This window comes from Alloalcanivorax marinus, from assembly GCF_016906305.1.
GTDB classification, from domain to species: domain Bacteria; phylum Pseudomonadota; class Gammaproteobacteria; order Pseudomonadales; family Alcanivoracaceae; genus Alloalcanivorax; species Alloalcanivorax marinus.
In genome coordinates, this window is sequence record NZ_JADDOL010000008.1 from 99,557 (window position 1) to 111,454 (window position 11,898).

Annotated in this window: 12 protein-coding genes; 8 read left to right on the forward strand and 4 right to left on the reverse strand. The window is 67.8% G+C overall.

The annotated features are described in order from the left end of the window. Positions 1–30 precede the first annotated feature (30 nt). The 3 genes from egtB (at position 31) to IM760_RS09060 (ending at position 2,881) form a co-directional block, all read left to right on the forward strand. Complete coding sequence (gene egtB / locus IM760_RS09050; protein WP_204428495.1) at positions 31–1,329, forward strand: ergothioneine biosynthesis protein EgtB; 1,299 nt, start codon at positions 31–33, stop codon at positions 1,327–1,329. Continuing rightward, the gene (egtD, locus tag IM760_RS09055; protein WP_262730551.1) at positions 1,301–2,275 is read left to right on the forward strand and encodes an L-histidine N(alpha)-methyltransferase; all 975 of its coding nucleotides are present in this window, start codon (positions 1,301–1,303) and stop codon (positions 2,273–2,275) included. The genes egtB and egtD overlap by 29 nt, the downstream gene beginning before the upstream one ends. 63 nt (positions 2,276–2,338) lie before the next feature. Next, positions 2,339–2,881, forward strand: coding sequence for a thioesterase family protein (locus tag IM760_RS09060; protein ID WP_204428496.1), 543 nt, complete (start codon positions 2,339–2,341; stop codon positions 2,879–2,881). Positions 2,882–2,923: 42 nt separating this feature from the next. Here IM760_RS09060 and IM760_RS09065 read toward each other — a convergent pair whose 3' ends face one another. Together IM760_RS09065 and IM760_RS09070 are read right to left on the reverse strand one after the other, a co-directional pair. After that, positions 2,924–3,535, reverse strand: a complete 612-nt coding sequence (locus IM760_RS09065) for a LysE family translocator (protein ID WP_204428497.1) — start codon at positions 3,533–3,535, stop codon at positions 2,924–2,926. Between the two features lie 69 nt (positions 3,536–3,604). Continuing rightward, entirely contained in the window at positions 3,605–4,387 is a 783-nt protein-coding gene (locus IM760_RS09070) for an AraC family transcriptional regulator (protein WP_204428498.1), read from the reverse strand. Positions 4,388–4,489: 102 nt separating this feature from the next. Here IM760_RS09070 and IM760_RS09075 point away from each other — a divergent pair, with 102 nt between their 5' ends. Continuing rightward, complete coding sequence (locus IM760_RS09075) at positions 4,490–4,990, forward strand: DUF1289 domain-containing protein (RefSeq protein WP_204428499.1); 501 nt, start codon at positions 4,490–4,492, stop codon at positions 4,988–4,990. Positions 4,991–5,053: 63 nt separating this feature from the next. On the opposite strand, the gene IM760_RS09080 is transcribed toward IM760_RS09075, so the two are convergent. Next, positions 5,054–5,509: a Fur family transcriptional regulator gene (locus IM760_RS09080; RefSeq protein ID WP_204428500.1), complete on the reverse strand. Its 456-nt coding sequence runs from the start codon at positions 5,507–5,509 to the stop codon at positions 5,054–5,056. Between the two features lie 86 nt (positions 5,510–5,595). Then, positions 5,596–6,807 (reverse strand): zinc metallochaperone GTPase ZigA, encoded by a 1,212-nt coding sequence (zigA, locus tag IM760_RS09085; protein WP_204428501.1) that lies wholly within the window; start codon positions 6,805–6,807, stop codon positions 5,596–5,598. A gap of 158 nt (positions 6,808–6,965) precedes the next feature. On the opposite strand from zigA, the gene IM760_RS09090 reads away from it, so the two are divergent. The 4 genes from IM760_RS09090 (at position 6,966) to IM760_RS09105 (ending at position 11,875) form a co-directional block, all read left to right on the forward strand. Beyond that, on the forward strand, positions 6,966–7,775 hold the full coding sequence (locus IM760_RS09090) for an SDR family NAD(P)-dependent oxidoreductase (RefSeq protein ID WP_204428502.1): 810 nt from the start codon (positions 6,966–6,968) through the stop codon (positions 7,773–7,775). 92 nt (positions 7,776–7,867) lie between these two features. Then, positions 7,868–8,365 carry a sigma-70 family RNA polymerase sigma factor gene (locus IM760_RS09095; protein ID WP_204428504.1) on the forward strand — a complete coding sequence of 166 codons (498 nt, stop codon included), beginning with the start codon at positions 7,868–7,870 and terminating at the stop codon, positions 8,363–8,365. Between the two features lie 89 nt (positions 8,366–8,454). After that, entirely contained in the window at positions 8,455–9,399 is a 945-nt protein-coding gene (locus tag IM760_RS09100; RefSeq protein WP_204428506.1) for a FecR family protein, read from the forward strand. 73 nt (positions 9,400–9,472) lie between these two features. Then, on the forward strand, positions 9,473–11,875 hold the full coding sequence (locus IM760_RS09105; RefSeq protein WP_204428508.1) for a TonB-dependent siderophore receptor: 2,403 nt from the start codon (positions 9,473–9,475) through the stop codon (positions 11,873–11,875). The last annotated feature ends 23 nt before the right edge of the window (positions 11,876–11,898 follow it).

Sequence of the window (11,898 nt, forward strand, 5' to 3'; positions counted from 1 at the left end):
CCCCAAGGGAAAGAGAAGAAGGGATCTTCTATGAGTCTGCCCGACAGTCACCCGCGCGACGGTGGCCTGGCCGCCCGTCTGGCGGAGACCCGGCGCTTCAGCGAGACGCTGTGCGAACCGCTCAGTGCCGAGGACATGGGCCTGCAGGCCTGCCCCGAGGTGAGCCCGCCGCGCTGGCACCTGGCGCACACCACCTGGTTCTTCGAGACCTTCATTCTCAAGCCGGGGCTGTCCGGCTACCAGCCCTTCGACGAGCGCTTCGAATACCTGTTCAACAGCTATTACAACGGCGTCGGCGCCCAGTACCCGCGCCCGCAACGGCATCTGCTGTCGCGGCCCGGCATCGACACGGTACGGCGCTGGCGCGCCCAGGTGGACGAGGCCATGCAGACCCTGCTGGCCGGCGAGAACGATCCCGGGCTGCTGGCTCTGGTGGCGCTGGGCATCGAGCACGAGCAGCAGCATCAGGAGTTGCTGCTCACCGACATCAAGCACAGTTTTTCCTATAACCCCCTGTGGCCGGTGTACCGGCCCCGGGACGACGACGGCGCCCGGGCGGCGGAATTCCGCTGGCTGAACTACCCCGGCGGCCTGGTGGAGATCGGCGCCACCGAGGGCTTTTATTTTGACAATGAGACGCCCCGTCACCGCCAGTGGCTGGAACCCTTCGCCCTGGCCAACCGCCCCAGCACCTGCGCCGAGTATCTGGCGTTCATCGACGACGGCGGCTACCGGCGCCCGGAGCTGTGGCTGTCCGACGGCTGGGACTGGGTACGCGCCAGCGGCGCCACCGCGCCGCTGTACTGGTTCCTGGAGGACGGCGCGCCGGAGTATTACACCCTGGCCGGGCGCCGCCCGATCCAGCTGCACGAGCCGGTGGCCCACCTCAATTACTACGAGGCGGACGCCTTCGCCCGCTGGTGCGGCAAGCGCCTGCCCACCGAGGCGGAATGGGAACACGCCGCCGCCGACCGGCCGGTGGCCGGCGGGTTCGTCGGCAACGGCCGCTTCCACCCCTCGGTGGCCGCCGCCGGCGACGAGGCGGACGCGCCGCTGCAACTGTTCGGCGACGTTTGGGAATGGACCGGCAGCGCCTACCTGCCCTACCCCGGCTTCGCGCCGGCGGCGGGGGCCGTGGGCGAGTACAACGGCAAATTCATGAGTAACCAGATGGTGCTGCGCGGCGGGTCCTGCGTCAGCCACCGGGACCATCTGCGCGCCAGCTACCGCAACTTTTTCTATCCCCATCTGCGCTGGCAGTTCAGCGGCGTTCGTTTGGCCCAGAGCATGGAGGCGCCCCGTGGCCCATCCGCAACAACTCTTGCCTAATCTGACCTTCCTGGATCTGCAGCCGCCGATGACCGACGCCGCCCGGGAGGTGGCCACCTCCCTGTCGGCGCCCCGGCCCACCCTGGACCCCAAATACTTCTACGACGAGCGCGGCTCGGCCCTGTTCGACGCCATCACCCGCACTCCCGAGTACTACCCCACCCGCACCGAGGCGTCGCTGCTGGCCGACCACGCCGACGCCATGGCGGCGGAGCTCGGCTCGGATCTGGTGATCGCCGAACCCGGCGCCGGCGGCTGCGAGAAAGTGCGTATCCTGCTGGACCGCTGGCGGCCCAGCGGCTACATGCCGCTGGAGATTTCCCGGGAATGCCTGCTCGACGCCACCCGGGCGCTGGCGCCGCGCTACCCGGCGGTGCGCTTCAACGCGGTGTGCGCGGATTACTCCCAGGCGCTCAGCTTTCCCGCCGACGACGGCGGCCGGCCGCGGCTGGTGTTCTTCCCCGGGTCCACCATCGGCAACTTCGAGCCGTCGGCACGGGGCGATTTCCTGCGCGGCCTGCGCCATCTGGCCGGCGACCAGGGCTACCTGCTGATCGGCGCCGACCTGCAGAAGGACCCGGCGCGTCTCAATGCCGCCTACAATGACGCCGCCGGCCACACCGCCGCCTTCAATCTCAACGCCCTGCACCATCTCAACCGGCGGCTGGGCTGCGGTTTCGACCCGGACGCCTTCGTCCACCGGGCGTTCTACAACGACCGGGAGCAGCGCATCGAAATGCACCTGGAATGTCGCCGGGATCAGTCCATCACCGTGGGCGACCGGCGTATCGATTTGCCGGCGGGCAGCCGCATCCACACCGAGAATTCCTACAAGTTCACCGTGGAGGGCTTCTCCCGGGAGCTGATGGGCGCCGGTTTCACGCCCCTGTCCAGCTGGGTGGACGATGATAATCTGTTCAGCATCCATCTGGCCCGGGCGGCCTGATCCTGTATCCTGCTGGAAGTATCGCGCCGGCCGTGCCGGCGCCCGGGGAAGGAACAACCATTCATGCTGGAACTGATCAACGCGGCGCGGCGCCGGAAGCGGCCGCCCACCCACGACCTGTTCGACGTGGTCAGCCTGGAATTCCGGGTCGGGCTGCTGGACATCGACCTGAACCTGCAGCTCAGCACCGGCAAGTACGTGAAAATCATGGACCGCTGCCGCCTGGAGCACGCCGTGGTCACCGGGCTGCTGCATCGCACCGTCACCGCCCGCGCCAGCACCGTGGTGGCCAACACCGAGATCGCCTACATCCGCGAACTGCGCCCCTACCAGCGCTTTGACGTGCACACCCGGCTGCTCGGCTGGGACGATAAGTACAGCTACTACGACCAGCGCTTCGAATCCCAGCGCAAGCTGCACACCCACGCCCTGCATCGGCTCGCGCATCTGTACGGCGGCAAGCCGATCAGCCCGCCGGCGTTTCAGGAAATGACCGGCCTCAACCGGGCCTCGCCGCCCCTGCCGGAATACGTGGAAGACTGGAAAACCCTGCTGCAGAACAAACGCCGCCTCACCGAGCGGGACGTTGATTCGGAGCGTTATTGATCGCGGCCAATCGCGGCTGAAGCCGCTCCTACGGGGCCGCGCCTAGGCCAGCACCACCCCGAACGCCAGGCCGGTCAACAGCAGGCCGGCGGCACGCTCCACCCAGGGGCCGTGGCGGGCCAGCCCCGGCGCCCGGCCCCGGGCGACCATCAGACGCGCCACCAGCAAATCCCAAAACAGCACCACCAGAAACATCCACAGGCCATAGAGCACCTGCACGCCGGTGGGCGTGGCGCGCGCCGCCAGCAACGAAAACAGGCCCATATAGAAAAGCCCGTTCTTCGGGTTGAGCAACGCCGACGCCAGCCCGGCCAGAAACCCGGCCCGCCCGTGGAGGGCCGCGCCGCCGGTTCCGGCGTCGCCGGCGGGCGCCCGGGACGCGGCCCGCCAGAATCGTACCCCCAGGTAGAACAGCCAGGCGGCCCCCGCCCATTGCACCGCCCGGAACAGTGGCCCCGCGGCGTCCAGCAGGGCGAACCCGCTCACCGCCAGGGCGATGAAGACACCATTGCCCAAGGCCACGCCGACGCACACCGCCACCGCCGTCCGCCAGCCACGCACCAGGGCGCTGCGCGCGATCAGGATAAAATCGGGGCCCGGGCTCAACAGGGCGAGAAAATGGGCGGCGGCGATGGCGATGAACGAATCCGGCATGGGGCCTCTCCGTGGGCGGAGCCGGCACCTTAGGGAAAATCGCCCCGGAAGGATTGAAGAAAAGTGCGCTCAGCGCGGTCGCCGATAGGCCCCCGGTGTCATCGCCACCCGCTCCTTGAAGACCCGCTGGAAGTGGCTTTGGTCAGCGAAACCCAGATCCTGGGCCACCTGGCTGAGCGGCGCGCCCGCCCGCAGCAGGCTTCTGGCCCGGTCCACCCGCCGGTCCAGCCGGAAGGCATGCGGGGTCATGCCGGTGGCGTCCTGGAAACGCCGGGTCAACTGGTAGCGGCTCAGCCCCAACCGCGCCGCCAGCGCCGGTATCGACGGCGCCTCCGCCGACGGCTCCGCCAGCCAGCGACGGGCCGGCTCCAGGTCCGGGGTCGTCGGAGGCGGCCCGGCGAGGGGCTCGCCGCGCCAGAGCCCTTCGCTCACGAACGCCGCCAACGCCGCCGCCTTGACGTCCGGAGCCCGGTTGGAAAACAGACAGTCGTTGAGACGGCGGAAGCCGGCATAGGCGCGAACGTTCCGGCACACCTGGACCTCCGTGGGCAGCGCCCCGGCCCAGTGGCGCATCCAGCCCGGATCCAGATACAGCATCTGGTAGCCCCAGGTGCGCCCGGGCAGGGGGTTACAGGCATGGGGCAACCAGGCGGGAATGCTGATCAAGGTGCCCGGTTCCAGAATCCGGCCGGCACCGGGGCAGCTGAAATCGCTGCGCCCCCGGTCCACCACGCCGATCGACCAGGTGGAATGGCTGTGGGGGCGATAGCAGGCGCGGCTGTCCGTGGCGCGGCGGCTTTCCGCGAACGGCAGGCGCGGGTCGCGCCATAATCGGGCGGAGGCTGGGGGCATGATGAATCCGCGGGAAACGAAGACGGTGTATCGCATTTTAGCGCGGCGCCCGGGGGCAAGATACCGTCGACCCCTCCCTGGCTTCCCCGTTACAATCCGCCCATGAGCAAATCCCGCATCGGCACCCCCTGCATCGGCGTCTGTTCCACCGTCTTCGGCGACACCGTCTGTCGCGGCTGTCGCCGCTTCAGCCATGAAGTGGTGGACTGGAACGCCTACTCGGAAGAACAGAAACGGCTGGTCTGGCGACGCCTGGATCAGTTGCTGACCCTGGTGGTGGGCAATTATTTCCAGGTGGTGGACGCCGGCGCTCTGGCGGCGCAGCTGGACTATCAGAACCTGCGTTACCAGACCCAGCTGTCGCCGGAGGGCTGGGTGCCGGAGCTGCTCAAGGCGGCCGGCCGGCAGCGTATCGATTACGCCGTGTTCGGTCTGCGCGCGCTGCCCGACGCGGAGGGCCTGACGCCCCGGGATCTGTACGACCTTATCAGCAAGGAATGCCACGCCCTGAACCAGGCGCACTACGACCGTTCCTTCGGGCGGCCGGTGGGCATTACCGGGGAGCTGGTGCGCCACGCGGCGCGGGAAAAGGGTCTGTTTTAAGAAAAGAGATCGCGACTGAAGTCGCTCCTACCAGGGCGCCCGTAGGAGCGACTTCGGCCGCGATCAGCCGCAGCGGTCGCAGCGGCCGTGCATCTCCAGCGGCTGGGCGTCCGCGTGGAAGCCCTCCCGGTCCAGGCTGCGGTTCAGCTGCCGGCGCAGCGGGCTGTCCATGGGCGCCTCGCGCACCACGCCACATTCATCACAGACCAGAAACAGCGTCCCGGCCTCGTGGCCGTGGTCGCAGGCCAGATGGTCGCAGGCCAGGTAGCGGTTGGTGGACGCCAGCCGGTGGGCCAGGCCGGCGGACACCAGAAAATCCAGGGCCCGGTAGATGGTGGGCGGCTTGGCGCCGGGCTGGTGCTCGCGCTGCAGCTCGTCGAGCAGGTCGTAGGCGCTGACCGGCGCTTCATGGCCGAGCAGCAACGCCATCACCTGGCGCCGTTGCGGCGTCAACCGCAGGCCCCGGGCCTCGCAGCGCCGCTGCGCGATGTCCAATTGTGCTTCCCGATTGTCCGCCATGGTTGCTCCCGCCGCGCCCGTCTCAGGATGGGTGACGCCGGGCGGGCCCCCGGCGCGACGTTATATTATCCGGTCACCGGCGCCGTTCATACCGCCTCGGCCAGCCCCCAGTCCGGAAACGGATCGTCCAGGGTGCGCCAGTGGTCCGGCCCGGCCAGGGTGTCCGCTTCGCTGAGCAGGCAGGCATCCAGGGCCGCCCGGGTGATCGCCGGGTCCATATTCTGGCCGATGAACACCAGCTCCTGACGCATATCGCCGAACGGCTCCTGCCATTTCTCGCGAATGAAGGCCACCGTTTCCGGGTCCTGCGGCCAGCGCGCCTCGGGCACCGCCTTCCAGAAAAAGCCGGCCACGCCGTGGTGGGCGATGCCGCCGGCCTGGCTCCAGGTGCCGGCCAGTTGCGGCCGGGTGGCCAGCCAGAAGTAGCCCTTGGAACGCAGCAGCTTGCCGTTGTCCCACTCACGATGCAGGAAATCGTGGAAGCGGCGCGGGTGGAACGGCCGCCGGGCGGTGTAAGTAAAGCTGGAAATGCCGTATTCCTCGGTCTCCGGCGTGTGTTCGCCGCGCATCTCCTTGAGCCAGCCCGGCGCCAGGCTGGCGCGCTCGAAGTCGAAGCGGCCGGTATTCAGCACCTTATCCAGGGGCACCGCGCCCTGGCGAATCGGCACGATCTCCGCCTCCGGATTCAGGGCGCGCAGCATGCCGATCACCGTGCGCCGCTGCGCCTCGTCGATCAGGTCGGTCTTGCTCACCAGCAGCACGTCGCAGAATTCGATCTGGTCCACCAGCAGGTCCGCCACGTTGCGCTCGTCGTCCTCGCCCAGGCTCTCGCCGGTGTCGCGCAGCTCGGCGGCGCGCTGGTAATCGTTGGCGAAATTGGCGCCGTCCACCACCGTCACCAGGGTGTCCAGGCGCGCCACCGACGACAGGCTCTGGCCGTCCTCGCCCTCGAAGGTGAAGGTCTCGGCCACCGGCAACGGCTCGGAAATGCCGGTGGACTCGATCACCAGGTAATCGAACCGCCCTTCGGCGGCCAGCCGCCGCACCTCCAGCAGCAGGTCCTCGCGCAGGGTGCAGCAGATGCAGCCATTGCTCATCTCCACCAGCTTTTCCTCGGCGCGGTTCAGGCTCACCTGCTGGTTCACCAGGCTGGCGTCGATGTTGATCTCGCTCATGTCGTTGACGATCACCGCCACCCGGCGGCCGTCGCGATTATTGAGGATATGGTTGAGTACCGTGGTCTTGCCGGCGCCCAGAAAGCCGGACAGCACGGTCACCGGCAGGCGGTGGTCGGTCATGGGAAATCTCCCGGAGCAAAGCACTTGGTGTGCTTATGTTATAACGTAACAATAAAAAGGCAAGGGAGAATCCTGATGGCGTCGCCGGCCCGGTCATTTTCTTTCCCCGCCGCGCCGGTCAACATGGGTCGTTTGCACGCCCACCACGGAGACCTTCCATGAGCTTCAACGGCAAAACCATCGTGCTCACCGGCGCCTCCAGCGGCATCGGCGAGGAAGCCGCCCGCCAGCTGGCGCGCCGGGGCGCGCGGCTGTGCCTGCTGGCCCGCCGTGAGGAGGAGCTGGCGCGGGTGCAGGCCGACATCCACGCCGACGGCGGCCGCGCCTGGATCTATCCCACCGATCTGACCCACCCGGACAGCATCGACACCGCCGTGGACGCCCTGCTCGCCGAGCACCCGCGGGTGGACGCCCTGGTCAACAACGCCGCCCACTCGATCCGTCGCCCGATCGTCGACGCCCTGGATCGCATCCACGACTACGAGCGCACCATGCAGCTCAACTACTTCGGCGCCCTGCGCATGACCATGGGGCTGATCCCGCGCTTTCTGGAGCAGGGCCACGGCCACGTGGTCAACGCCTCCACCCTCTCCGCCCAGGTGCCGATCCCGCTGTTCTCCGCCTATCTCGCCAGCAAGGCGGCGCTGGAATCCTATTCCCGCTCCCTCAATGCGGAGCTCGGCCACAAGGGCATCCGCGCCACCATGGTCTACTTCCCCATGGTGCGCACGCCCATGTCCAGCCGCACCTCGATCTACAAGCACATGCGCATGATGAAGGTGGAGGACGCCGCCGGCTGGCTGCTCAAGGCGCTGCGCGACCAACCGGCACGGGTGGGCAGCCCCCTGGGCACGGTGGGCAGCCTGGTGCTGGCCGCGGTGCCCGGTCCGGCGGTGAAGTACACCCAGCCGTTTTTCCGGCGCATGGACAAGCGGCTCAAGGCGAAGCTCGGGAAATTCCAGCCGTAGGGCCCGGCGGAGACCGGGGAGCATTGCGCGGGATTCGGCCCACCTCTATAATTGATAACAATTATCATTATTAAAAAAACGCCGACCGCCCCATGTCCGACCGACTCGCCGCGGCGCTTTACCGCGCCCACCAACAGGACCTGCTTACCTATGCGCGGCGTCTCGTCAACGACAGCAGCACGGCGCAGGATATTACCCAGGACGCCTGGCTGCGTTTCAGCGACGCCGTACGCGACACCTGGCCGGACAATCCGGTGGCCTACCTTTACCGCATCGTCCGCAACCTGGCTCTGGACAGTCAGCGGCGGACACGTCTGGAAACCGATCTGTTCGTGGACAACGCGGAGGACATCGCCAGCCGGCAACCCGGCCCCTGGCCTTCCGTGGAAGAGGCGGTCATCACCCGCGACGAACTGAATCGCCTGGAACAGGCCCTGGCGGAACTGCCCGCGCGTACCCGTCTGGCGGTGGAGATGCATCGAATCGGCGGCTATAAGCTGCGCGAAATCGCGGCCCATCTGGATGTTTCCCTGTCCATGGCACAATACCTGGTCAAGGAAGGCATCAAACATTGCCAGAAGCGGCTCTGAGCACCGCCTTGGAAAAGTCCGCGCACGCTTCGTCATAGCCATGGAAACAACGCCCAAGGCCGGGTGCCCCGGCGAAGAACGGATCAGCCATGTCCAACCATGATCACCATACCGACCCGGAAGCGGACGACCAGGCCGCCAACTGGGCCGTGCTGCTCGCCGACGACCCGGACAACGAGGCACTGCGCGCGCGCCTCCAGGCCTGGCTGGATGCCGCCCCGTCCCACCGCCGGGCCTGGCACCGGGCACGCCGCACCTGGGAAGGCCTGGGCCGGGTGGAAGCCGGCACGCGCCGGGCCTGGCCGGAGCCGCAGACCCTGCCGGCACGCCGGTGGCGCTGGCGGCATCTGGCCGGGTTGGCGGTGGCCGCCGCCCTGCTGGTGGCGGTGCTGCCCACCTTGAGCCTGCGGCTCAGCGCCGACCACCTGACCGCCACCGGCGAGCAACGGCGGGTGACCCTGGAGGATGGCAGCCAGGTGTATCTGGCCCCGGAAAGCGCCATTCGCCTCGCCATGGGCCCGCGGCAACGTCGGGTGGACCTGTTGCGCGGCGAAGCCTTCTTCGAGGTCAGACCGGAACCGGACCGGTCGTTCCTGGTGGTCAGTGGCGACACCCGCACCACGGTGCTGGGCACCGCCTTCAATGTGCGCCACGGCGGCCAGGGTACCCGTGTCAGCGTGGCCCACGGCCGCGTCAACGTGGAGAACGATGGCCTGCGCCGGACCCTGACCGCCGGAGACCGGCTGACCATCACCGCCGACCATGTCGCCGGGCTCGACCGGGTGCCGCCGGGGGATGTGGCGGGCTGGCGTCGGGGCCAACTGGTGGCGCGGGACCTGCCCATCGGCGCGGTGGTGGAGGCCCTGCGCCCGTACTATTCGGGCACCATCATTGTCACCGACGGCTTCGCCCGGCAACGGGTCACCGGCCTCTACGGGCTGCGCGAGCCCGCCGCCACTCTCGGCAAACTGGCCGCCGCCCACGGCGGCACCCTGCACCGGCTGACCCCCTGGGTATTGGTGCTGAACGACTGACTTTGGAAAAACCGCGACGTGATTCGTCCTATTCCCAGACCGGAATGACAATCAACCCATAGGACAACGCCGCATGACCCTTCTTGCCCTGATACCGCCGGCCCGCCGACGGTCTCTGGCGGCCTGGCTGACCGCCCTGAGCCTGATCGCCGCGACCGGCGCCCTGGTCCCCCTCGCCGCCCGCGCCCAAACCGGCACCGAGGCCGCGGGCCAGACCCACTCTTTCGACATTCCGGCCCAGCCACTGGACGCCGCTCTGATTCAGTTCGGCCAGCAGGTCGGCCTGGAAGTGACCGCCAGCAGTGCTCTGGTGGCCGGCAAACAGGCCCGCGCGGTGCAGGGCCGGCTCAGCGTCGGGCAGGCCCTGGAGAGGATGCTCGCCGGCACCGGCCTGGACTATCAACTGCGCCAGGGCATGATCACCCTGAACAAACCGCAATCCGCGCGGCTCGCGCCGGTAACGGTGAAGGACGGCTGGGAAACCGCCACCAGCGCCGTGCAAGGCTACACGGCCCGGCGCAGCGCCACGGGCACCCGCACCGATACGCCGCTGATCGAAACACCGGCCTCGGTACAAGTGGTGCCACGGGACGTCATTGACGAACAGCAAGCGGTCAGCCTGAAGGACGTGTACGAAAACGTCAGCGGCGTGCAGCAGGCCGGCAATACCCTGAACGCCCAGTCCGAGGTGCTGCCGATGATTCGCGGTTTTGAATCACCGGTGCTGCTGCGCAACGGCCTGCGCGCCACCAGCGCCGGCGCCGTGGACCTGGTCAATGTGGAGCGGGTGGAGGTGCTCAAGGGCCCGGCCTCGATTCTCTACGGCGCCCTGGAACCGGGCGGCGTGATCAGCTACGTGACCAAGCGTCCGCAAGCGGAATCCCGCCACGTGATCAGCCAGCAACTGGGCAGCGACGCCTTCCGCCGCACCACCCTGGATTCCACCGGCACCCTGAATCCGGCTTACAGCTGGCTGTACCGCCTTAACCTGGCGCACACCGACAGCGATTCGTTCCGCGACGATGTCCGCCTGAAGCGCACCGCGATCGCGCCCAGTTTCCTGTGGTTCCCGAGCGACAATACCGAGGTGCTGTTCGATTTCGCCTACACCCGGGAAGAGCAACCCTACGACTCCGGCGTGCCGCTCTCCGCCAATGGCAAACCCCTGGTGCCGGACCGCACCTTCTTCGGCGACGACCACCTGGCCGGCCGGGACCACCGGGACTATTACGCCAGCTATCAACTGACGCATCGCTTCAGCCCCACCTGGACGCTGCGCAACCAGCTGCAACTGCACCGCGCCGACAACCGCAATGAATCCCTGCGCAACCTGCGGGTACTCAACAACGACAGCGACCTGGCGCTGCGCTACCAGAACGAAGAGCGCCGGGAAGACGAAGTGCAGTTCGTGCTGGACGGCATCGCCCGCTTCCGCACCGGCGACGTGGGCCATGAGCTTCTGATCGGCACGGAAATCACTCATCTGGACACCGACTGGGAGCGCTTTCGGCTCAACGCCCTGGTGGTGCCGATCAGCGCCGACCCAAGGGTGCGCTACACCCCGCCGGGCAATCAGAATCCGTCCGACGAACCGTCGAACACCCGCTGGTGGGCGCTGTACCTCCAGGATCAGCTTTCCCTGCTCGAGGACGGCCGCCTGAAGGTGCTGCTCGGCGTCCGCTTTGATGATGTGCTCACCACCGGCAGCGTCGACGGCGTGGACTCCCCGGACTTGGACGACCGGGCGGTGACGGCCCGGGGCGGTCTGCTCTATCGGTTGACGGACCAGCACTCCGTTTACGCCAGCGCCAGCCAGTCCTTCCAGCCACAACGCGCCTTCGCCGTGGATCGCCGCGGCACCCCGCTGGACCCGGAAACCGGAGAACAGCTTGAAGTCGGCTTGAAAAGCGGTTTCGGCGAACGGCTCTCCTCCACCCTGTCGTTGTACCGCTTGGAGAAGGACGACGTGGCGGTCCTGGATCAGGACTACTTCGACAACACCGGAGAGAGCGCCTACTTCCCCGGTGTCAGCCAACGCGCCCAGGGCGTGGAACTGGACATCACGGGCCGCCTCACCGAACGACTCAAGGTACTGGCCAATTACAGCTACACGGACACCGAGGTGCTGGACAACAAAGGCGACCCCGATCAGAAAGGCGAGCGGCTGGGCGGCGTGTCCCTGCACCTGGCGCGGCTGTGGCTGGCCTACGACTTCGGCGGCCCGCTGGACGGTCTGGGCCTGGGTGGCGGCGCCCGCTATGTGAGCGAAAGCACCGCCCAGTTCGACACTGAACTGCCGCTGGACGGCTACACCGTGGCCGACGCCGGCCTCTGGTACCGATGGAACAACCTGCGCGCCAGCCTCAAGGTCAACAATCTGTTCGACGAGCGCTACATCGCGCGGGCCTCCACCGCCGCCATCGCCCACCCGGGGGCGCCGCGCTCGGTACTGGCGGGCTTTTCGCTGGCGTTCTGAACGGCTTGAAAGTTGCCACCCTG